This window comes from Intrasporangium zincisolvens (assembly GCF_034724055.1).
In the GTDB taxonomy this organism is placed as follows: Bacteria; Actinomycetota; Actinomycetes; order Actinomycetales; family Dermatophilaceae; genus Monashia; species Monashia zincisolvens.
The window spans coordinates 409,564-432,680 of sequence record NZ_JAWIIL010000003.1; the positions used below are offsets into that span (position 1 = coordinate 409,564).

Here is a 23,117-nt window from a genome sequence, read left to right on the forward strand (position 1 = left end):
CAGTGACCGCCGCCCCCGTTCGCTCCTTGTCCCGCTGGCCTCAGGCGCCCGGTGGGCAGCGTACGCTCGTCGTTGCGCGCATCGGGTGGCTCCTACCTGGCGCCCTCCTCGCTCTGTTCGCCGTCAAGGCTCTGGGCCCGGTCCGTGACCCGGACACCTTCTGGCACCTGCGCGCCGGCGAACACCTCCTGAGCACAGGCCAGTTCGTCCTCGACGACCCGTTCGGTGCCGGTGCTCAACGGCCGTGGATCCTCAACCAGTGGCTGCCCGAGGTGCTGCTCCACGGTGCCGATGCGGCATTCGGGCTGCCGGGCGTGGCCTGGCTGCTGTGCCTCGCGACGGTCCTCGTCGGCGTCTGCCTGTGGGTGGCGTGCCGACGTCGGTCGTCGGCGCTACTGACTGCATTGGTCCTTGCCGTCGCGTTCGTCGCCATGGGGGGGAGCCTCTCCCCGCGCCCTCAACTGGTCACCTTCGGCCTCGCAGCCCTGACGGTCGATGCCTGGTGGCGCACCCTCGCCGACGGCCGGTCCCGCTGGTGGCTCGTGCCGGTCACGTGGCTGTGGGCATGCTCGCACGGGATGTGGTTCGTCGGCCCCGGAATCGGGGCCCTCGCGATCGTGGGTGGCCTGCTCGACGGGCGCTGGCGTCCGCGCGAGGCGATGCGGCTCGGCCTCGTCCCGCTCCTGTCGGTCGCTGCCGCCGCCGTGACGCCGGTCGGCCCGCGCCTGTTCACCTCGCCGTTCCAGGTGGCCGACGTGACGCCGTTCGTCACCGAGTGGCAGGCCACCTCGCTCGGCGACCCAGGCCTGTGGGCCACGATCGCGTTGCTCGTGCCCGTCGTCGTGGCGATCGTGCGGCGACGTGAGCTGCGCTGGACGACAACGCTGTTCGCCTCCGTCGCCGTGTACCTCGCGTTCGCGCACGCGCGGACCGTCGCGTTGGCCGCGGTTCTCGTGGCGCCCCTGGCGGCCTCGGCGCTGCAGTCGCTGCTGCCGGTCGCCAACGCGCCTCTCGGACGCCGTGAGCGGGTGGCGACGCTGGCCCTACCGGCCTCTGCGCTCGCGCTTGTCGCGGCGCTTGCGCCGTCGGTCGCGTCACGTCCGGCACTCGGGGCTCCGACGCTTGACGGCCCGCTCGCGGCGTTGCCCGCAGGCACCCGCGTCTGCAGCGACGAGGCCGCCGGCGGGTGGCTCGAGTGGGCGCACCCGGGGCTGCGTCCGACGATGGACACCCGGGTCGAGATCCGCACTGCCAGCCGCATCGATGCCTATCACCTGTTCGTCGCCGGCGCTGAGGGCTGGCAGGCCTATCCGACCGAGATGCACTGTGGTGCAGCGCTGCTCACCGACCGCGCGCCAGTGGTGAAGCGGCTGGTCGGCGCCGGATGGACCCGCTCTTCAACCGGTGACGGCTACGTCTTCCTCAGGGCTCCACGATGACGCGGCCCGGTGACCACGCCGAGGTCGAGACTGCCTCAACGGGCCCGGAGGTACCGGAAGCAGCAGGCGGCCGACGACAGCGGCGCAGCGAGGAGCTCGGCCGCGTCGTTCGCCTCGCCCTCTGGGTCAGTCTTCCCGTCGCCCTGTGGGTGCTGGCGCTCAGCCGCCTCGACACGTTCGGCACGGACTCGGCGCACGCATACTGGTCGGTCTGGCGCGTATCCCCTTACGGCGTCCCGCCCGGCACGCCCGACGCCTACAACTACTCGCCGGCATTCGCGCAGCTGATCTGGCCCCTGACCCTGCTGCCGTGGCCTGCGTTCCTCTTGGTCTGGTCGGGCCTGCTCGCCGCAGCCCTCGTCTGGCTCCTCTGGCCGCTGCCGCAGCGGTGGCGCTGGCTCACGCTGCTCTACGTCGTGCCTCCGGCGCTCGTCATCGGCAACATCGAGGCGTTCCTCGCCGTCTCGTGCGCCCTCGGTCTGCGGCGTCGAGGTGCCTGGGCCTGGGCGCTCCCGCTGCTGACGAAGGTGACGCCCGGGTTGGGCCCGGTGTGGTTCGCCGTCCGGCGCGAGTGGCGCTCCCTCGGACTGAGCCTAGGCGTCACCGGCGCGATTGTGCTCGTGTCGTACCTTGCGGCGCCCGACCTGTGGAGCCGGTGGGTTGCGTTCCTGCTGGACTCACCTACGCCCCCGACGCAAGAGTTCTACCCACCGCTGCTCGTGCGCCTGCCGGTCGCCGTCGTGTTGGCTGCGTGGGCGGCGCGACGGTCTCGACCCGCCTGGCTTGCCGCGGCGATGGTCATCGCGATGCCGTTGTGGTCGAGCGGCGTCCTCATCCTTCTCGCCGCGATCCCACGAACGGTTCGTCAACGCACTGACTGAGGTCATCGTCGTCGCGCGCGAGCCCCGCCGTCCTGCCGGTGCTGGTCTGTGCCAACCCGATGACGTGGCGGACCTCGAGCAGGGCCGGGATCGTCGCGGCCTGGATCGGCGAGGGGTGCTCGTAGCCGACGTCGCGCATGGCCCACGATCGATCCCGAAGGGGAAAGCGAAACAGAGATATGCCAGCTGACCGGCCACCCCGAGAATTGAAGTCGCCGGCCAGCAGGCCTCCTGCTGTCCTTAGCTCAGCTCGAGTAGCTACCTGCGAGGTCCGCTATGACGTCAACGTTCCCGGAGGAGTTGAAGAAGGTCACCCTTCCGCCTGCACCCACCTTCACGACCACCATGTTCGCGATCGTTTGTCCTGCAACGAAGTTGAGGTTGGAGGCCGTCGGGCGGGCCGCGCCAGAGGGGTAGACGGTGAGCACGCCTGCATTGGTCGGTCCGGTGACCGTCACGTTGAGAGCAACCGCTGTCGCCCCGGCAGGAAGCCCCGGAATGGTCAGGGTCTTGCTGGTGCCGCCCGCGATCTTGCCCTTGCTCACACCCAGCCCGCTGCGCGTGTCCATGACCCGCTTCGGGGTGATGCCGGCGTACCCGACTCCTCTTCCTGTCGAGTAGTAGCCGGCGAGGTCGGCGACCACCTGGCTCGTGCCAGCAGAGTTGTAGATGGTGACGCGGCCGGAACCGTCGACAGCGGTGGTGACGAGGTTGGGCACGGTCTGCCCCTTGACGAAGTTCAGGCTCATGACGTTGGGCCGAGTGACCCCATAGGGATAGATCGAGAGGTAGCCGGGGGCGGTGGGCTGCGTCACCGTCAGGTTGAGGATCACGGCCTTGGTGCCCGACGGCACGTTGGGAACCGTGAGTGTGATCGCCTGGCCGGGACCGACTGCTCCCGAATGCCCCACCCCGGTGCGCGTGTCGAGAACCCGCACCGGAGTGACGGACGTGAACCCGGAGCCGAGGTCCGGCGCGTAGTAGCCGGAGATGTAGGCGATGAGGTCCGTGGTGCCGGCGGAGTTGTACAGACTGATGTTTCCACCTGGTCCCACCGCCACCATGACCATGTTTGCGACCGTCTTGCCGGGGGTGAAGTTGAGGCTCGAGGTGCTGGGCCGCGTGGCCCCGGCAGGCCAGACTGTGACGAATCCCGACGCGGTCGTGTTCGACGCCGTGACGTTGAGGGCAACGGAGCTCACGCCGGCAGGCAGCCCGGGCACTGTGACCGTGATGGATTGCCCTGACCCAATCTTCGACTTGCCGGCTCCAAGGCCACTTCTCGTGTCCAGGAACGGGCGTGGCGTAATCGGTGTGAAAGAGCCACGGTTGTTGTCCACCGTGAAGGCTCGCCACTCGCTCGAGCCGCTCTCGGCGCCCGTGACGTCGACGGCAACGATCCTCCACTCCCACGCCCCAGACGGGATGACGGAGGTGGGCGCGTACGACTGCGCGGTCGTCCAGACCGACTCCACGACGTTGCCACCTGCCGGACGGCGCTCGAAGCGGTAGCTGGTGGCGCCCGGCGCCGCGTTCCACGCCATCAGCGGGCCGTAGCCGTTGACTCGGGCGTTGAGCGCTGGAGTCGTCAGCGTTGGAGCTGCACCCAGTGAGAAGAAGCGACCCGTCGTCGACCACTGACCCGGCCGGTTGTCTGCGTCGAGACGAGCGACTCGCCACACGTAGGCCGACGTGCTGGCGGGGAGGGGAACGGAGTTGGCGTAGGCCGTCTGCTTCGTCGACACGCTGATGACGCGGTTGGCGGGCGACCAGTTGGAATCGTCGTTCTTGTAGACCTCGAGCTGGTACCCACCGGCGTAGTCGCTGGGCGCCCACACGAACGGAGAAGTGCCACTCGTGCACGAGGCGGTGACCGTCGGCGTCGGGCAGGCGGTCGTGATCGCGCCGGCGGCTCCCTTGGGGCTGGTGATGGCAGGCGCAGGACTCGACTTGGTGACCTTCCACGTCTGCGACCACTGAAGCCCGTTGCTCTGCGCGTCCATGGCCTGCACCCGCCAGTAGAGAGTGCCCTCCGGGTAGGTGCGGTCGTATGCCGTGTACGTCGTCTGGTCGACGTACTGTTCGTCGAGCAGGGTGGCGAAGCTGTTCGTCGTGGACACCTGCACGTGGTAGCGCTGAGCGGCTTGGTTTCCGACCTCGCTCGTCGGACCCCACGTGGTCTTCTGGCTCGTGGCGAGGTAGTCCTCCCAGCTGAAGGTCACGGCGTTGCCCACCGTCGCGCCGTCCGCCGGAGCGAGCTGGGCCACGCGAGGAGACAGCTTGCTGAACGCGTTGGTGGCCGCCTTGAGGGTCGACACCGGATCCGGGGCACAGACGCTGTCGGCCTTGCACGGGCGGACGAACCAGTAGTAGGCCGTGCCGGCCTGGCTGTCGGGCAGCGCGCTGGGATACACGTCGCTCGTGGGCGTCCAACGTGTGGCCGTCGTGCGAGGCGGCGAGGTGTAGACGAGGTTCGTGAGCTCTCGGTCTCGAGCGACGTAGATCATGTAGTACGAGGCCTCGGGAACGGGGTTCCAGTCGAGCACCGGCGTCGTGGTGACGTTCTCGCACACCTGCGGGAGCGTTGGCGAGTCGAGGTAGGCGGTGCAGGCCGGGGAAGTGTCGAGCCGCTTCCCGTCGATGGCGATCTGTCGCCCACCTGTCGCCTGGAGATTGGAGATGGCGAAGCTGCCCAGCGTGCCCCTACCCAACGACACGTTCTGGTTCGTGAACGCCTCGACCTGGTAGTCGTAGCTGCCCGGGGTGAGCAGGGCCTTCCCCGTGTCAGTGGCTGCGGCGTACGGATAGTTGGTGCTCAGGATCGGCGAGTAGGAGCTGTCGAAGAAGAAGCCACTGCCGTGAACGCCGATGCTCACGCGGTAGTAGGCAGCACTCGTGACTGGTGTCCACGTCAATGAGGGGAAGCGGACCGTCGGGCCACCCATGTAGGTCGCGTCCGGCGAGGTGCTGCCCCCGTTGGTCGCCGAGAGGTTGAACGTCCAGGTGGCGTACTTGGGGGACACGGAGTTGTTGAGGTTGATGGACTGCACGGTCCAGCCGTACGGGCTCTTCAGCGGGTCGAGAGCGAAGTTGGGAGTCCAGCTCAGCGAGTACGTGTCGACGCTGGTCACTGTCGATCCGGACTTGTCGACGAGGGTGACGCGGTACCGCTCCGCGTTGCGCGCCGCCTGCCACTGGAGCGTGGGCACCGTCACGGTGGAGCCGTTCGTGGGGCTGACTCGCTGAACCTGTCCGGACGAATACACGAAGGTGCTGATGGCCGAGTAGATGCCCTGCACTCCTGCCGGCTCGTCCAGTGCCCGCACCCGCCAGTAGGTCACGGCGCCTTGGGACGGCATGCAGCGGTCCGAGACATAGCCGGCCGCGTACGTCGTCTGGGGCGTGTAGCAGCTCTGGAACTGCCCGGGAGTGAAGTTCGGGTCGTTGCCCACGTCGAGCTGGTAGCGGCTCGCGTGCGGGACCGGAGTCCACTGGTAGTAGAAGTCGTCGGAGACCGTCGGGGACATGGCGTTCGGCGGGTAGCTGAGCGTCGGCTTGCTCAGCCAGCTCCGCTGGAACGTGTGCGCCGGTTGCGGAAGGACAGACACCCAGTCGACGGTCTCGCCCAGGTTGTTCCGCGCTCGAACACGCCAGTAGTACTGGTCGTTGAGATAGGTCGTCGGCGGGCTGAAGCTGGTGCCCTTGAGGTCCGTCCTGCTGTCGATGATCGTGTTGAAGTCCTGGTCGGTGCTGACCTGGAGCTCGTACGTCCTGGCGCCTTTCACGGGCTGCCACTGCAGGGTGACGTCTTCCACGGACTGGTTCTCGGCCGGCGCGATCGTCTGCACCTGTGCCAGTGCACCGATGGTGAACTGCCACGGGTTTGAGAAGGCCGTGTAGAGGTTGTTGGACAGCTGCGCCCGCACCCGCCAGTAGTAACTCCCGTTGGCCGCCGGGTCCGGGACGACCAGCGAGGGAATTCTGGTGGTGTACGACGTGGCTCCGATGAAGTCGCCGTCCGGGTCCACCTGGACCTCGTAGTTCGTCGCGCCCTGTACCGCGGTCCACGACAGCAGAGGCGGGTTCGACGGCTGCTGCAGCGCCGGTCCGTTGTTCGCCGGCCCGAGGGGAGTGGGGGCCTGGGCGGCTCTGACGTTGATGGTCGTCGTCGTCCAGGCGCTCTGGCCGGAGGAGGCGTTGGCCCGCACTCGCCAGTAGGCAGGGCCGTCAGGCAGCAGCGACGTCGGGACGACCTGCCGGTTCGTCGTCGTCGTGTTGAAGATCGTCGGGTTGAAGGCAGAGTTGTTCGCGACCTGTACGTCGTAGCTGTAGGCATCGACGACCCGGCTCCAGCCGAGGACCGGTGACGGAGAAGCCGCGGTTCCCCCGGCAGGCGTCAGTCCTGTGGGGGCACTGGCGGCATCTGCGGCCGTGGACAGCGCCGGCAGCCCCGCCGCCACGACGAGCACGGCCAGAACGGCCCTGACAACCCACGAACCCCTGTGTCGTACCTTGACACCGGACATGTTTACCCTCCCCTGACGCAGTTCCGCGGTCAGGTTATGGGCCGAAGTCGTCCTTTGTTCGCGATTCGAGCAAATGCCGACAGGTGCGCTGTGCCGCGAGGGTTCAGGCGCGGTTGCCCTTGGTGCGGGGCTTCTTCTGGAAGCCTCCGTGACGTGGACCGTCGTCGCGAGTCAGCTCGATGAGCTGGCCCGAGATGCGGGTCGAGCGCAGCTTCTCCCACGTGCCGGGCGGAAGCGTCGCCGGCAGCTCGACGATCGAGTGGTCCGCGCGGATGTCGATGTGGCCGAAGTCCTGTCGTCCCAGGCCGCCCTCGTTGGCGAGAGCACCGACGATCTGTCGAGGCTCCACCTTCTGCCGGCGTCCCACCGAGATGCGGTAGCCGACCAGTGGCCCGGACGACGGGCCGCGCCGCCCGCGCCCGTCACGGTCACCACGAGCGCCGCCCCCGCCATCGCGGCGGTCGCCACGCCCGCGCGAGTCGCGGTCGTCCCGACGTTCACGAGGGCTGCGGTCGTCGAACGTCCTTGCAGGACGGACGGGTTCGGGCTCGAGCAGCATCGGCTCGTCGCCCTGCAGCACGACCGCCAAGGCGGCGGCGACATCGACTTCCGGCACGTCGTACTCGTTGACGTAGTGACTGATGACGTCGCGGAAGGCGTCGATCCTGCTGGTCGCGGACAGTGCCTGGGTGATCGCGTCGTCGAAGCGGCTCAGGCGGCTGGCGTTGATGTCCTCGACGCTGGGCATCGTCATCGGCACGAGCGACTGTCGGGTCGCCTTCTCGATCGCCTTGAGCAGGTGGCGCTCTCGCGGCGTGACGAACGAGATCGCGTCGCCACTGCGTCCGGCGCGACCGGTGCGGCCGATGCGGTGCACGTAGGACTCGGTGTCGGTCGGGATGTCGTAGTTGACGACGTGGCTGATCCGCTCGACGTCGAGCCCGCGGGCGGCGACGTCGGTGGCGACGAGGATGTCGAGCTTGCCCGACTTCAGCTGGTCGACCGTGCGCTCACGCTGGTTCTGGGCGATGTCGCCGTTGATGGCCATCGAGGAGAACCCCCGCGCACGGAGCTTCTCCGCCAGCGTCTCGGTCTCGTTCTTGGTGCGGACGAAGACGATCATCCCCTCGAAGTTCTCGACCTCGAGGATGCGGGTCAGAGCATCGACCTTCTGCGGATAGGACACCGTGAGGAAGCGCTGGGTGATGTTGGGCGCGGTCGACGTCTTGGACTTGACGGTGATCTCGACCGGGTCGTGGAGGTACTTCTTCGAGATGCGCCGGATCTGCGAGGGCATCGTCGCGGAGAAGAGAGCGACGTGCTTGTCGTCCGGGGTGTCGGCCAAGATCGTCTCGACGTCGTCGGCGAAGCCCATCTTGAGCATCTCGTCGGCTTCGTCGAGCACAAGGAAGCGCAGCTCGCTGAGGTCCAGCGTGCCCTTCTCGAGGTGGTCCATGATGCGGCCGGGCGTGCCGACGACGATGTGCACCCCCCGGCGCAGCGCGCTCAGTTGCACGCCGTAGGCCTGCCCGCCGTAGACCGGCAGCACGTGTACGCCCTTGAGGTGGGCGGCATACCGTTCGAACGCCTCGCACACCTGCAGCGCCAGCTCACGCGTCGGCGCGAGGATGAGCGCCTGCGGCGACTTCTGCTTCAGGTCGAGCCGGCTGAGGATCGGAAGGGCGAACGCCGCCGTCTTGCCGGTGCCGGTCTGTGCCAACCCGACGACGTGGCGGCCCTCGAGGAGGGCCGGGATCGTCGCGGCCTGGATCGGCGATGGGTGCTCGTAGCCCACGTCGCGCAGCGCCTTGAGCACCTTGTCGTCCAGCCCGAGGTCCGCGAAGCTCGTCTCCGCCTCGACGGCCGCACCCGCCGTCCGGCCGGGCTCCGAAGAAGGGGTATCGGCTTCGGGCTCGGCGGTCATGGTCTCAGGGCTGTGCTGGCTCACCCCCTGACGGTAGTGCGTCGACAGGGGTGTGCGACACACGTCGCCCAGCCGCAGCCCCAGCGACCTCCGCGCGGCGCGACCAGCCACGTGGGCATACGCCACCGGGGACTGCGTGCGGTCAGGCGCTGGCGCCGACGGGCTCGTCGACCTTGGCCGCGAGCGCCTCGAGCAGGGCGGTCAGCTCGGCGCGGCGCTCGTCGGTCACGGAGAACTCGCCGGCGGGGGAGACGTCCTGGGTGAAGACGAGGCCGGTCGAGCCGACGACGTCGGCCTTGACGTGGCCGAGGACCTTCGTGAGGTCGGCCGTGGCGTCGGACGCGCCCGTCCAGCCGTAGCCGACGAGGGCGACGGGCTTGGCGTGCCACTCGGCGAACAGGTAGTCGACGGCGTTCTTGATCGGGGCCGGGAAGCTGCGGTTGTACTGCGGCGTCACGACGACGACGGCGTCGGCCTCGAAGACCTGCTGGGCCCACGCCTTGGTGTGGGGCTTCGCGTAGTTGCCGTTCTTCGGCATGTCCTCCTCGTCGAAGAACGGGAGGGTCGCGAGGTCGACGAGCTCGACCTGCCACTCGTCCGCGGGAGCCTGGGCGGCGACCCACTCGGCCACGACGGGGCCGATGCGGCCGGGACGGGTGCTGGACACGACGACTCGAAGCTGCTTCACGCTTCAACGAATACCATGCAACCGGACCTCGGTCCGAATCGAGACCACGCCTGAGGCGGTCGCGAGAACCCTGACTGCAGGCCGCACACGCAGGAACCGCCCAGCCCCAAGAGGGGCCGGGCGGTTCCGTGCGATCACCGGTGCGACACGCGTCAGCGCACGACGTAGGCCGCCTGTGTCACCTGGGTGACCGTCGCGCCGTTGGCATCGGTGACCGTGACGCGCAGGGCGACGGTCTTGCCCGACGCCCCGGTGTGGTCGACGACCGCGCTCCACGCGTCACCCGTGTGCCGCACCGACGCGTCGGTCCACGTCGTGCCTCCGTCGTACGACGTCGCCGCCTCGACCGACGCGATGGCACCCGGCGTGTAGCCGGCGTGGCCGGTGACGCGCACTGGCAGCACCTGCCCGGCGGCAGCGGGCAGCGTCTTCAGCCCGTCCTCGGGCAGCGTGACCCGGGGGAAGAGCAGCGGCAGGCCGCGCGAGTAGACGTCGGGCTCGAGGTGGGAGCGGAAGCCCCACGTCGTCGTCACCTGCATCGAGCGACGCCAGGCCGGGGCCGATGACGGGAACTTCGACTGGCGCAGCGTCAGCTCGTAGAGCGAGTCGCCCGCCGGCACCTCGAAGACACCGGACGGCCAGGCGCTCGTGCCGATGACCTCACCGTCGCGACGCATCTCCAGCGAGCCGCCGTCACCGAAGCTGCCCGGCTGCGCCACGTGGCCCCAGTCGTCGCCGTAGAGCTGCGGCGCGAAGCCCATGAGGTCGCCTTGCCGCTCGGCGGTCAGCTGCTCGACGCCGTCCTCGTCCTGGATCGCGGTCGGACCCACGACGCCGCCGTGCCACGCCTCGGTGCGGACGCTGCCGGCCGGGTAGCCGTGCCAGGTGCCGAGCATCGCCTCGCCGAACGGCAGGCTCGACAGCACGACCTGCTGGAACTGCGAGCCGTCGTCGGTGTAGAGCTCGGTGCGCTTGCCCGGGACCGGCACGCTGCTGAAGCTCGAGACTCCGAAGCCGAACCCGCTCGGGCGACGGACGCCGACGAGGTCGACGAACGCGGTGTCGACGCCCATGGCCGTGTACGTCGCGTCGGTGCGGCCGAGGCTCTTGTCGTGCACGACGTACGTCTTGTCGCTCGTGAACGGCGTCGACTCGGTGAAGCCGAGGGTGTAGACGTACGGGCTGCGGGCCGTGGCCTGCCACGCCAGCGTGAGCGTGTTGCCGGGCGCCGACGCCAGGGCTGCGCGAAGCGCGTCGCCCTCGGCCATCGGGAGGCTGTAGGCCGCGACCGCGACGGCCGGGAAGCCCAGCGCCGGAGCCCACCGGCCGGTGGCCGGGCGGTAGAGGAGCAGGCCCTTGGCGCCGGACGCCTTGACGGCGTTGACCATGGCGGAGCTGAGGTTGGCCGTCGGCGACGCGAGCCGCACGAGCGCCACCTTGCCGCCGACCTTCTCGGCGGTCAGGTCGGACGCCGTGCCGGCACCGGCGTCGACGAGCGGCGCGGTGGCGGTGCCGTCGAGACCAGCGGCCGTCACCTCGGGAGCGGTGGGGTGCAGCGTCGTGGTGCCCGCGGTCATGGAGGTCACCGCGGGGGCGTAGCGACGCTGGTTGACGCCGAACTCCCACGTGCCGTCCTTCGGCTTGCCCTGGACGTCTGCGTAGAGGGCCGTGACGGTGGACCCGGCCAGCATCGAGCCGGCGTGCATCCACAGGTCGTCCCACTGGCGGGTGAAGGAGAGCACCGACGCGCGGGCCACGCTCGGCCGGTCGGTCTTCACCGACACGAGGTGCGCCTTGCGGGCGTCGAAGTCGATCGTCGTGTCGCGCGTGATCTCGATCTCGGGGCGGGCGAAGTACGCCATCGAGTCGAGCGTCGGCGCGGCGGCGTCACCGTCGGGGGACTGGACGAACGCCGACAGCAGGTACGTGCCCGGACGGACCGCGTACGTCTGCTCGGCCGCGCTGTCGTTGTATCGGCGCTCGCCTCGGGGCGAGTCGGTGTTGACGACGTCGACGCTCGAGGCGCCCGCGGCCGCGTGGCCGAGGCGGTCGGTGAGACGCAGCGTGAGCGTCACCGTCTCGGGCTGGACGTACAGGGCGAACGGCGTCGACACGGTGCGGCCGTCAGCCGTCGTGGCGAGGACGCGCCCGGTGACGTCGCCGTACTGCGCGGCGGCCAGCGTGACCGACGGGTCGACCGCCAGCGGGACCGACGCGGTGCCGCCCGCCGGGACGGTCAGCGTCGACGCGTTGAGCTTCGCCGGAGCCGTCTTCAGCGCGCTCCCGTCGTCACCGGTGAGGCCGGCAACCCTGAGCGACAACGTGATCGGAGCGTCGCCGAGGTTGGTGAACGGGATGCCGACGCTGGTGCGCTGCGCTGCCGTGTGCGGCCAGTCGAAGCTGCCAGCCTGGACCACGCCGCTCGTGACGGTCGCCTTCGTGGCGGCGAGGACGTCGAGGCGACCGGCGCCGACCTCGCGCACGTCGCCCGGCACGGCCGACTGCGCCGTCGACACGAGGGCGGCCTTGAGCTGCGCACCGGTCCACGACGGGTGGGCCTGCTTGACGACGGCCGCGGCGCCTGCGACGTGCGGGGTCGCCATCGACGTGCCCGACATCGCCACGTACGCGTCGTCACCCCGACCACCCGAGCGGGCGGCCAGGACCGCGACCCCGGGAGCCGCGATCTCGGGCTTGAGGGTGTGCGTGAACGCGGCCGGCCCGCGGCTGGAGAACCACGCCGTCTTGTCCGCGCTGTCGACGGCGCCGACCGACAGGACCGCGGGCGCGCACGCCGGGGCCGAGACCGTGTTGGTGCCCGGGCCGGTGTTGCCCGCCGCGATGACGAAGAGGCTCGAGCTCGACGTCGACAGGTCCTGCGCGGCCGTCGACAGCGGGTCGGTGCAGTCGCCCACGGGACCGGTGCTGCCGAGGCTCATCGACACGACGTCGGCGTGCTGGCCCACGGCCCACTCCATGCCGGCGATGATCCCGGAGTAGGAGCCCGAGCCGTAGTCGTCGAGGACCTTGCCGATGAGCAGGTCGGTGCCGGGCGCGACGCCCTTCTCCCGGCCACCGCTCGCGGCGCCGGAGCCGCCGACGGTCGACGCGGTGTGCGTGCCATGGCCGTCGGGGTCGGAAAGAGCGCCGCCGTAGGAGCCGGTGAAGTCCTGCGAGGCCTTGACGCGTCCGGCGAGGTCGGCGTGTCCGCCGTCGACGCCGGTGTCGAGGACGGCGACCGTCGTGCCGGTGCCGGTGAACCCGGCCGCCCAGGCCTGCGGCGCGTTGACCTGCTTCGTCGACTCCTCGAGGCTCTTGCTCACCTTGCGGTCGAGCCACACCTTGGCGACGCGGGCGCCGGCCGGGGTGGAGCGGCTCGACGCGTCGGCCCAGAAGTCCTTGGCCCTGGACTTGTCCGCGGCCATCGCGACGGCGTCGATCGAGCGGAGGGTGCGGCCCGTGGCGGCTCCGCGCGGGGTGGCGGGCGCGCTGCGCGTGACGTCGACGGCGCCGGTGTAGCTGACGATGACGGGCAGTGTGCGCGTCGACGCGTCGTCGTAGCCCTGCGCCACGAGGCCCGTCACGTTGAAGAGCTCGTCGTCGACGCGTCCGGCGGCGAGGGCCGCGGCGGCACTCTCTGGGTACACGTACAGGTCACGCCCGACGCGTCGGGTCTCGACCGTCGAAACGCTGCCGTCTGTGTTGGGCAGGACCGTGGCAGAAGGGGATTCGGTGCCCGCACCGGAGACGACGACGCGGTCGCCGGTGACGAGCGTGACGGTCTTGGGCGTGCGGGCCGTGATGCTCTGGGCGGCGGGTCCGGGGGAGGCCGGGTTGGGGGAGCTGTTGCCGGGGTTGCCGGCCGACCATGCGGCCGAGCCGACGATCGGCCGGCCGCGGTCACCCGCGGTGCTGGTTCCCTGGCCGAGGGCCTGGGTCGGGGACGCAGCCGTCGCGGCGAGTACCGCCGCGGTGGCTGCTCCCAGGGTGGTACGCCAGTTGGGGCGCATGAGTCCTCCGAAGGGGGTGGGTGCGCGGGCCCGCCTGATCGGGCCCGCGCGGCTCGGGGCGCCGGACGGGGAGAGTCCGGCGTGCGCCCCAATGTGCCGATGTGACCCGGTCTGCGGAACAATGGCGAGCGGCGGTTGTGCGCCATGGCGGGGGTCCGCCACCGGCGGGGTGACCCGCCCCTCGAGAGGCGCGGGTCTACTGACGTCGTGGTCGCGAGTCCAGGTCCCCGAGGTGTCGCCACCGTGCTCACGGCATGGAGACGCGGAGACGCGGCCGCGCGCGGCCGGTGGGGAGGCAGCGACGTGGAGGTGCTCGGCGCCCTGGGGTTCTCGCCGGAGGAGGCGACGGTCTACCGCACCCTCGTGGGGCTCGGTGCGACCGAGCTGGCCGACCTCGCGCGTCGGTGCACGATGCCCGACGCCGACGTGGAGCAGGCCGTGCTGGGGCTCCGGGCGCGGGGTCTCGTCGCCGAGTCGGCGGTCGCGCCGGGCCGGTGGGTCGCCGCGCCACCCGGCGTCGCGCTGCGGGCGATCGTCAACGACCGGCGTCACGAGCTCGAGCAGGCCGAGCTCGCCGCAGCCCGGCTCGCCGAGGCCCACCGCACCGAGGCCTCCGTCGACGTCCACGACCTCGTCGAGGTCGTCATCGGCGCCGGCACCGTCGGTCAGCGCTTCCACCAGCTGCAGCTCGGTGCGGTGTCGGAGGTCTGCGCGTTCGTCACCGACCGGCCCGCGGTCGTCACCGCCGACGAGAACTCCGCCGAGGACATCGCCACAGCGCGCGGCGTCCGGTACCGGGTCGTCCTCGAGCGCGACGTCCTCGAGCACGAGCCGCAGGCCAACGTCGCGGCCGTCCTGCGCCGCGAGGAGGAGGTGCGCGTCGTCGAACGCGTCCCGACCAAGCTCGTCATCGCCGACGGACGAACCGCCCTCGTGCCACTCGACGTCGAAGGTGCCGAGCCGTCCGCCCTCGTCATCCATGCCGCTGGCCTCGTGGGGTCGCTGGTGGCGCTCTTCGAGTCGGTGTGGCGCGACGCCTGGCCGCTCGTCCTGTCGACGCCCGACGCCGACGACATCGTCGAGATGCATTCCGGGCCGGACGAGTTCGACCTCCAGGTGCTGTCGCTGCTGCTCGCCGGCGCGTCCGACGCTCGGGTGGCGCGTCAGCTGGACGTCGGCCTTCGGACCGTGCAGCGACGCGTCCGTTCCCTCATGGACGCGACCGGGGCCACGACGCGCATCCAGCTGGGGTGGGCTGCCCACGAGCGCGGCTGGGTGGCGCGGGCGACGACGGATGCTGCGAGCGATGTTGCGGAGGCTGACGTGCCGGAGACGGACGCGTCGGTCGAGGTGACGCCGGCGCCAGCCGGCCTCCGCTGACGGCACAGCGGCCCGGATCCTCTGTGGGAGTGGGCAGTTCGCTCGTTCGCCGAGGGACTCGGTGGCGTCACGCTGCGCGCGAGGGTCTCAGGGCGCGACGTGGGACGACGAGCCCGTCGGTGGGCCCCTCAGTGGGGCCGTCGCTGGGCCGCTGATCGTTCGGCGACCCAGCGTTCGAGCGCCTCCACCCGGGCCGTGAGGTCTGGGTCGAGCGAGGCCTGCAGGTGGGCCTCGATGCGCGACTCGAGCGCCGATGGGGTGGGGGAGGGTTCGGCCAGTCCGCGACGGATGAGGGTCCGGGCCAGGGTGGACGGCCCGATGCCGAGCGTGCTCGCCTCGGCAGAGAGCGCCTCGAACTCGTCCGTCGTGAGCCGGACCGAGATCATCTTGGACCGGTCGGCCCGTTCGGCCCGTTCGGAGTGGTCGGGCAGGTCCGTGCGTTCGACGCGCTCGCGGGGGTGCACGGTGTCGACGACATGGCGACGTCGCGCGGTCTTGGGGTTGTCCGGCATCGGACCTCCTGAGATGTCATCGTCATGCATTGTCAGTGGTCGAGTCTAGGGTGAAACCATGCTCCTCGACACGCGGCTCGCCAACCCCGGCACCGCGTCGGCGCCCGCAGTGCCGACGCGGACGGTTCGTGCGCGCGCCGCCTCCGGCGAGGCACCAAGCCGTTGCGGCACCGGCCAGTCGGGCGGTACGGAGGGCGCCACCTTCGCCCCTGACGCAGGCGACCGTGCGCCGCTCGATGCCGGCACGGCTGACCCGGTTGGCACGGCTGACTCGGTTGGCACGGCTCACCCGACTGGCGCGGCCGCCTCGGCTGACCCTGCTGACTCGGGTGGCGCGGCTGAACCGGCTGACTCAGGTGACTCGGGTGGCGCAGTTGGCGCGGATGTGAGGGCCGAGCCCGTCGAGGACGCAGCGGGAATCGGTGCGACGGACCTGTCGGGACGCCTTGCGGCGATGGTCGAGGCGGTGCGAGGGCTGGCCGGCGAGTTCCCCTTCTGGACCTTGGGCGATGGCGCGGTCGGTGTCTCATTCGGCCACGCGCAGGCGCTTCGGGAAGCAGCGCAGACCTTGAGCGTCATGCTCGCGCGGGAGGCCGACGAACGCGGCCTGGCCGGCGCGGCCCGGCTGTCGGGGCCTGACTGGCTCCGCGCCGTCGCCGGGGCCGGCGGCGGCCGACCCGACGGTGACCAAGCGACGGACAGCGGCGCGGCAGAAGCCGGTGCGCTGGGTGGACTGGTGGATGGCGGGGCAGGTGCGGGCGCGGCGACGAGTGCAGCTGGCGGCGCGGTCGTGGCGATCGACGGTGGCGACGCGGCGACGTTGAGTCTGCTGGGTTCGGCGTTGCGGGAGCCGCGTTGGGCGGTGCTGGCGGCTCGGGTGGCGGCGTGCGAGGTGTCGGCGCAGCAAGCCGGGGTCATCGTGCGGTTCCAGCGTGACCTGGCGCCGGTGGCCGACCGCGACCACCTCGATGACGTGGTGGCCTCGCTGGTGGATCACGCGCCGGCATTGACCGTGCGAGAGCTGCGCCGGCTGGTCGGTCATGCGCGCGCGAGCTTGCGCCCGCCGGCGGAGGCCGAGGCGTTGGAGCGTGGGCTGCGGGCCGGTCGGTCGTTGAGGCGGGTCGGGTCGTGTGCCGGGTTCGTCGACTTCCTGCTGCGGCTCGACCCCGAGGGCGCGGCGGTGCTCGAGGCGGCGATCGACCCGCTGGCCAGGCCACGACCCGATCTGGACTGGTCCGGCCTGCGGGCGGCAACCGACGCAGGCACCGATGCACCGGCCGTCGACGTCGACCCACGGACTCCGGCAGCGCGTCGGGCTGATGCGTTGCTGGAGCTGATCGGTCGGGCGGTCGGAGCGCCGGAGGGTGTGGCACGGACCCCGCGGACGACGCTGGTGGTGACGATGAGCCTCGAGGCGCTGCTGGAGCAGGTCCGCGGTGCCGGGATCGCCGACGACGACGCGGTGCTGAGTCCGGGAGCGGTGCGGCGGTTGGCCTGTGAGGCCGGGATCGTGCCGATGGTCCTGGGCGGCCCCTCGGAGGTGCTGGATGTGGGGCGCACGCAACGGTTCTTCACCCCCGCCCAGCGGCGCGCTCTGGCCCGGCGGGACGGCGGGTGCACCTATCCGGGGTGCACGATCCCACCGCAGTGGTGCGAGGCCCACCATGTCGTCCACTGGCTGCACGGTGGCCTGACCGACCTCGACAACGGGGCGCTGCTGTGCGGACGGCACCACACCGTGGTGCACGAGCGGGGCCTGGCCGCGACGGTCACCGCGTCCGGGGTCATCTGGCACCGGTAGCTGCGTCGCCCCGCTCCCCGGCCGACCCGGCCGGGGAGCGTCAGCGTGCGCTGCCGGTGCCGGTGCCGGTGACGCGGTGACGCGGGGCCTGGGTGACGCGGGCCTGGGTTGCGCGGTGCCGCGGTTGCCGCGGTTGCCGGGGTGCCGGAGTTCCCGGGTGACGCAGTGTCGCGGTGTCCTGGTGGCGCGGTGTCCGGGTGCCGGAGTGCCGCAGTTCCCGAGTGACGCGGTGGCGCGAGGAAACAGGCGGGAAGCGTCAGAGGAGGCGCTTGACTCCCGGCACGCGTCGCAGGAGCAGCACGATGACGTACGTCAGCGCGAGCACGGCCGCGATGCGCAGCAGCAGGACGGACGTGCTCCCCGCCGCGCGCTCGCCACCGATGACCGGCCACTCGAAGACCCACAGCAGGATCGTGAGGTGGAGCGCGAAGACTCCCATCGTCGCGTCACCGAGGGTTCGCGCCAGCGAGCTCATCTGGGGCGACGCGAGGCGGTGCAGCGGTCCGTCGCGCCGGATCAGCCCTTGGAAGAGGAGGAACAGCGCCGCCGAGTAGACCATCGCCGTGATGCTGTAGTACCAGGCCGGGCTCATCGTCTCGAGCCACCGCGGGGCGTCGGGGTTGCGCCACTGCCACGGCATGAGCGCTCCCAGTGCGACCACCACGACGAGGGACCCGACCAGGGCCCGGCCTCGCAGGACGACCCCGCGCAGCGCCCAGCCGAGCAGGAAGTAGCCGAGGTAGGGGACCCACCACGTCCACGCCGTCTCGATGAACACGTCGGGGGTGTCACGCCACTGCGCCGTCGCCTGGCTCACGGCCGTCATCAGGCACCCGAGCGTGCCCACGACCAGCATCTGGCGGCGCGTGGCCTGTGCCACGAAGGGAATGAGGAAGGGCGTGAGCACGGCCAGGCCGAGCACGATCCAGAAGAAGTAGAGAGCGCCGTAGAGCTTGCCGCTCAACGCCTGGGCCGCGGCGTCGCCCACCCCCAGGTCCTGGTCGAGGAGGAGCACGCGCACGAGGAAGTACCAGGCGTGCCAGAAGACGATGGCCGGCAGCAGCCGGAGGGCGCGCTTGCGGAGGAACTCCCGCGGGCCCTGGTATCGAGCCGGGTCGAGCAGCAGCGCGCCGCTCAGCATCACGAACACCGGGACCGCGAACACGCCCAGCACGTCGAGGTAGATGGCCGTGGTGCCGCGCAGGGTGTCCCGCGCCCGAGGCTCCAGGGCGTTGTAGCCGACCGTGTGGATCGTGACCACCGCGGCGATGCCCACGAACCGCAGCCACGAGATCCAGGCCAGGTCCGGGCGGTGCCGCGCCGGCGTCCGGTCCGTCTCGGCGTCAGGGCGTGCACCCTCGGCGACCGGGTCGGCGCCCCGCCCCGAGCCCCCGACGAGGATGTCGTCGTCAGGTCGGGGAGGGTCGACGAGCTCGGCCGGACCACCGAGCGGCGGAGTGCTCATCAGGAGGCCCAGACGTCGACGCGTGCGCGGCAGGCGCAATTGACGGGCTGTGGGTGCGTGGGGCGCACGGGACTCCCTGGACGAGGTGCTCTGTGGAGGGTGAGGGCTCGGACCCGGCGCGGCGGTCGACGGCTGGGCCCGGAGTGTGGCGCTGGATGCATCAGGGGACCACGGGAACGCAGGCTACAGGCCCACGGCCTCTCGGGCCTCTTCACGCCGGCTCGCAGACCGCGTCAGGCCGACGCCCCGGCGATGTGGCGTCGGCGCTCAGGCCCTCGGCGGACCTTGCTCGGCGAGGGCGCAGACGGAGGGACGCGTCAGAGCAGGCGCTTGACGCCCGGCACGCGTCGCAGGAGAAGGACGATGACGCATGTGAGGGTCAGCACTGCAGCGATGCGCAGCAGCAGAACCGACGTGCTCCCCGCCGAGCGCTCGCCACCGACGACGGGCCACTCGACGACCCACAGCAGGATCGTGAGGTGGAGCGCGAAGACCCCCATCGTTGCGTCGCCGAGGGTTCGCGCCAGCGAGCTCATCCGAGGGGAGGCGAGGCGGTGCAGCGGTCCGTTGCGCCGGATCAGTCCCTGGAAGAGCAGGAACAATGCCACCGCGTAGAGCATCGCGGTGAGGCTGTAGTACCCGGCCGGGCTCATCGTCTCCAGCCACTTCGGTGCCTCAGGGTTGCGCCACTGCCACGGCATCAGGGCTCCAAGTGCGACCACCACGACAAGAGCACCGACCAGGGTGCGGCCCCGCAGGACGACGCCGCGCAGTGCCCAGCCGAGCAGGAAGTAGCCGAGGTAGGGGATCCACCAGGTCCACGCCGTCTCGACGAACGCGTCCGGGGTGTCACGCCACAGAGCCGTCGCCTGGCTCACTGCCATCATCAGGCACCCGAGCGTGCCCACGACCAGCACCTGGCGGCGCGTCGCCTGGGCCACGAAGGGGATGAGGAACGGCGTCAACGCCGCAAGGCCGAGCACGATCCAGAAGAAGTAGAGGGCTGTGTAGAGCTTGCCGCTCAAAGCCAGGGCTGCGGCCTCGCCCAGCCCCAGGTCCTGGTCGAGGAGGAGTCTGCGCACGAGGAAGTACCACACGTGCCAGAAGACGACGGCCGGCACGAGCCGGAGGGCGCGCTTGCGGAGGAACTCACGCGGCCCCTGGTAGCGGGTCGGGTCGAGCAGCAGCGCGCCGCTCAGCATGACGAACACCGGGACCGCGAAGACTCCCAGGACGTCGAGGTAGATGGCCGTGGTTCCGCGCAGGGTGTCCCGCGCTCCGGGCTCCACCGCGTTGGAGCTGACCGTGTGGATCGTGACCACCGCGGCGATGGCCACGAACCGCAGCCACGAGATCCAGGCCAGGTCCGGCCGGGTCCGCGCCGGTGTCCGGTTCCTCGGGGCGCCATGGCGCGGACCCGCCTCGGCGGCGCGTCCCGAGTCGTCGACGGCGACGGCGTCGTCAGGGCAGGCCGGGTCAACGAGCGGGGCCGGACCACCGAACGGCGAGGTGCTCATCGGGAGGCCCAGGGGTCGACCCACGCGGGGCAGGCGGTGGGGACGGGCTGTGGGTGCGTGGGGCGCACGGGACTCCCTGGACGAGGTGCTCGGTGGAGGGCGAGGACTCGGACCCCGACGCAGCGCTCGACGGCCGGACCCGACAGGTGGCGCCAAGGTTCATGCCGGGGGCCACGCGACCGCAGGCTACCGGCACGAGGAGGGCACGTCGGAACCTTCGTGCCGTCGCTCAGACCGCGTGTGTGCGGACGTTCGGACTGCGTTGTATGGACGTTCGGACTGCGTTGGCTCGACGTTCAGACTGCGTGGTGACGGCGCTCAGGCGGTGGGCGGACCTTGCTCGGCGAGGACGCAGACGAGGCCGGCGTCGACCGGGCCGATCTCGAGGCGACCGCCCCCGACGTGGAAGGCCTGCCAGCCCTCGAGCGCCTTCAGGAACCGCTTCTCCTGGTCCATCGCCTCGGGCGGCCCGGCCTTCCGGGTCATTCCGGTGCCCTCGACCTTGACCAGCTCGTTCTCGGCCTTGTAGGTGCCGACGATGCGGTTGACGCCGGTGGTCCCGGTGAGCAGCCCGTCCTCGCTCAGCGACAGGGCGGGCCGCGGCTCGACGGTCGGCACTCCGCCGATCGACGCGACGACCCAGGTGTGCGACTCCCGCTCGGCGTTGCTCATGGCCCGAGTCAACCACGCGCCGCCGTCGACGCTCCTGCCGATCCACAGCGTCGATCCACGACGGACGGGCGTGGCGGGGGCTGGGGACGACGACGCCGCCCACCCCGCAGGTGCGTGGGAGGGGCGGCGTCGGGCGTCGGCGTCGGCGTCGGTGGACGGCGCCGGTGGTCGACGCGTCAGTCGGAGGAGTCCGCCGACATGCCGGTCTTGATGAGGTCCATGACCGAGCTGTCGGCCAGCGTCGTGACGTCGCCGACCTCACGGCCCTCGGCGACGTCGCGCAGCAGCCGCCGCATGATCTTGCCGGAGCGCGTCTTCGGCAGCTCGCTGACGATCATGATCGAGCGCGGCTTGGCGATCGGGCCGATCTCCTTGGCCACGTGGTTGCGCAGCTCCTGCACGAGGTCCTTGCCCTCGCCCGGCTCGTCGGCCTCCTCGACCGCCTCCTGGCGCAGGATGACGAACGCGCACACGGCCTGCCCCGTGGTCTCGTCGTTCGCGCCGACGACGGCCGCCTCGGCGACCTTCGGGTGCGACACGAGCGCCGACTCGATCTCGGCGGTCGACAGGCGGTGGCCGGAGACGTTCATGACGTCGTCGACGCGTCCGAGCAGCCAGATGTTGCCGTCCGCGTCGTACTTCGCGCCGTCGCCGGCGAAGTAGTACTTCTCGCCGAACCGCGACCAGTACGTCTCCTTGTAGCGCTCCGGGTCGCCCCAGATGCCGCGCAGCATCGACGGCCACGGCTTGGTGAGCACGAGGTAGCCGACCTGCTCGGGCGTCGTGAACGGCTGGCCCTCGTCGTCGAGGATCTCGGCGCTGATGCCGGGGATCGGCTTCTGCGCCGAGCCCGGCTCGAGCGTCGTGACGCCCGGCAGCGGGCTGATCATGATGGCGCCGGTCTCGGTCTGCCACCACGTGTCGACGATCGGGGCGCGGCCGCCGCCGATGTGCTTGTGGTACCAGAGCCACGCCTCGGGGTTGATCGGCTCGCCGACCGAACCGAGCAGCCGCAGCGAGCTCATGTCGAACTTCGCCGGGATGTCGGTGCCCCACTTCATGAAGGTGCGCACCGCCGTCGGGGCCGTGTAGAGGACCGTCACCTTGTAGTCCTGCACGATCTCCCACCAGCGGCCCTGGTGCGGGGTGTCGGGCGTGCCCTCGTACATGACCTGCGTGACGCCGTTGGTCAGCGGCCCGTAGACGATGTACGAGTGCCCGGTGACCCAGCCGATGTCGGCGGTGCACCAGTACACGTCGGTGTCGCGGTGGACGTCGTGGACGACGGCGTTGGTGTACGCCGCCTGGGTCAGGTAGCCGCCGGTCGTGTGGAAGATGCCCTTCGGCTTACCCGTTGTGCCCGAGGTGTAGAGGATGAAGAGCGGGTGCTCGGCCTCGAACGCCTGCGCCTCGTGCGTCGTCGCGGCCGTCTCGAGCGCCTCGTGCCACCACAGGTCGCGGTCGTTCCACGCGGTGTCCTGGCCGGTGCGCTTGACGACGAGCACGTGCTCGACCGACGTGTCGCCGTGGTCGAGGGCAGCGTCGACGGCCGGCTTGAGGGCCGAGGGGGCGCCACGTCGGTAGCCGCCGTCGGCCGTGATGACGACCTTGGCCTGGGCGTCGTCGATGCGCGAGTGCAGCGCCTCGGCCGAGAAGCCGCCGAAGACGACCGAGTGCGGGGCGCCGAGGCGGGCGCAGGCGAGCATCGCGACGGCGGCCTCCGGGATCATCGGCAGGTAGATCGCGACGGTGTCGCCCTTGCCGACGCCGAGGTCGGCGAGGGCGTTCGCGGCGCGCTGCACCTGCTCGTGCAGGTCGGCGTAGGTGATGTCGCGGGTGTCACCCTCGGGCTCGCCGACGAAGTGGATCGCGACCTTGTCGCCGCGGCCGGCCTCGACGTGCCGGTCGACGGCGTTGACGCACGCGTTGAGCTCGCCGTCGGCGAACCACTTGGCGAAGGGCGGGTTGCTCCAGTCGAGCGACTGCGTGAAGGGCGTGCTCCACGTCAGGTAGGTGCGGGCCTGCTCGGCCCAGAAGCCCTCGTGGTCGGCGCTCGCCTGCTCGTAGAGGTCGGCGGTGCCGTTGGCCTGCGCGGCGAAGTCGGCCGGGGGCGGGAAGGTCAGTCCCTCGTGGACGAGGTTCTCGAGCGGCTTGTCGCTCACGGTGTCACCCTTTCGCATCGACGGTGGTGCGGTGGCGTCGACCCGGCGGGCGTGGGGCGCGCGGGCATCGACGATCGGCACAACTCAAACGCAGGCTAGTTCGCCCAGCAAGGCCCGCGTGACAGGGGTCTCATCGCTAC

13 protein-coding genes are annotated in these 23,117 nt (G+C 70.9%); 4 read left to right on the plus strand and 9 right to left on the minus strand.

The genetic code is table 11. From position 1 onward, the window contains the following. The first annotated feature begins 26 nt into the window (after positions 1–26). Positions 27–1,439, plus strand: a complete 1,413-nt coding sequence (locus RY076_RS10405) for a hypothetical protein (RefSeq protein ID WP_323097590.1) — start codon at positions 27–29, stop codon at positions 1,437–1,439. Beyond that, complete coding sequence (locus tag RY076_RS10410; protein ID WP_323097591.1) at positions 1,436–2,320, plus strand: glycosyltransferase family 87 protein; 885 nt, start codon at positions 1,436–1,438, stop codon at positions 2,318–2,320. Before RY076_RS10405 ends, RY076_RS10410 begins: the two co-directional genes overlap by 4 nt. Before the next feature lie 245 nt (positions 2,321–2,565). Here the strand turns inward: RY076_RS10410 and RY076_RS10415 are convergent, their stop codons facing one another. The 4 genes from RY076_RS10415 to RY076_RS10430 form a co-directional block, all read right to left on the minus strand. After that, positions 2,566–6,789: a phage tail protein gene (locus RY076_RS10415; RefSeq protein WP_323097593.1), complete on the minus strand. Its 4,224-nt coding sequence runs from the start codon at positions 6,787–6,789 to the stop codon at positions 2,566–2,568. Positions 6,790–6,949: 160 nt separating this feature from the next. Further along, positions 6,950–8,770, minus strand: coding sequence for a DEAD/DEAH box helicase (locus RY076_RS10420; RefSeq protein ID WP_323098264.1), 1,821 nt, complete (start codon positions 8,768–8,770; stop codon positions 6,950–6,952). A 142-nt stretch (positions 8,771–8,912) separates the two neighbouring features. Beyond that, a complete protein-coding gene (locus RY076_RS10425; RefSeq protein ID WP_323097594.1) occupies positions 8,913–9,458 on the minus strand; it encodes an NADPH-dependent FMN reductase in 546 nt (181 codons plus the stop codon). 152 nt (positions 9,459–9,610) lie between these two features. Next, a complete protein-coding gene (locus tag RY076_RS10430; RefSeq protein WP_323097595.1) occupies positions 9,611–13,468 on the minus strand; it encodes a S8 family peptidase in 3,858 nt (1,285 codons plus the stop codon). 303 nt (positions 13,469–13,771) lie between these two features. Between RY076_RS10430 and RY076_RS10435 the strand changes: the two genes are divergently transcribed. Further along, on the plus strand, positions 13,772–14,848 hold the full coding sequence (locus RY076_RS10435) for a helix-turn-helix domain-containing protein (protein ID WP_323097596.1): 1,077 nt from the start codon (positions 13,772–13,774) through the stop codon (positions 14,846–14,848). A 128-nt stretch (positions 14,849–14,976) separates the two neighbouring features. Here RY076_RS10435 and RY076_RS10440 read toward each other — a convergent pair whose 3' ends face one another. Next, positions 14,977–15,360: a hypothetical protein gene (locus tag RY076_RS10440; protein ID WP_323097597.1), complete on the minus strand. Its 384-nt coding sequence runs from the start codon at positions 15,358–15,360 to the stop codon at positions 14,977–14,979. Positions 15,361–15,418: 58 nt separating this feature from the next. On the opposite strand from RY076_RS10440, the gene RY076_RS10445 reads away from it, so the two are divergent. Further along, positions 15,419–17,161 carry a DUF222 domain-containing protein gene (locus RY076_RS10445; RefSeq protein WP_323097598.1) on the plus strand — a complete coding sequence of 581 codons (1,743 nt, stop codon included), beginning with the start codon at positions 15,419–15,421 and terminating at the stop codon, positions 17,159–17,161. 256 nt (positions 17,162–17,417) lie between these two features. Here RY076_RS10445 and RY076_RS10450 read toward each other — a convergent pair whose 3' ends face one another. From RY076_RS10450 to acs, 4 genes are all read right to left on the minus strand, one after another. After that, a complete protein-coding gene (locus RY076_RS10450; protein WP_323097599.1) occupies positions 17,418–18,626 on the minus strand; it encodes an acyltransferase in 1,209 nt (402 codons plus the stop codon). Positions 18,627–18,943: 317 nt separating this feature from the next. After that, positions 18,944–20,143 (minus strand): acyltransferase, encoded by a 1,200-nt coding sequence (locus RY076_RS10455; protein ID WP_323097600.1) that lies wholly within the window; start codon positions 20,141–20,143, stop codon positions 18,944–18,946. A gap of 318 nt (positions 20,144–20,461) precedes the next feature. Further along, complete coding sequence (locus RY076_RS10460; protein ID WP_323097601.1) at positions 20,462–20,815, minus strand: META domain-containing protein; 354 nt, start codon at positions 20,813–20,815, stop codon at positions 20,462–20,464. 176 nt (positions 20,816–20,991) lie between these two features. Beyond that, positions 20,992–22,995 (minus strand): acetate--CoA ligase, encoded by a 2,004-nt coding sequence (acs, locus tag RY076_RS10465; protein WP_323098267.1) that lies wholly within the window; start codon positions 22,993–22,995, stop codon positions 20,992–20,994. Positions 22,996–23,117: the final 122 nt, after the last annotated feature.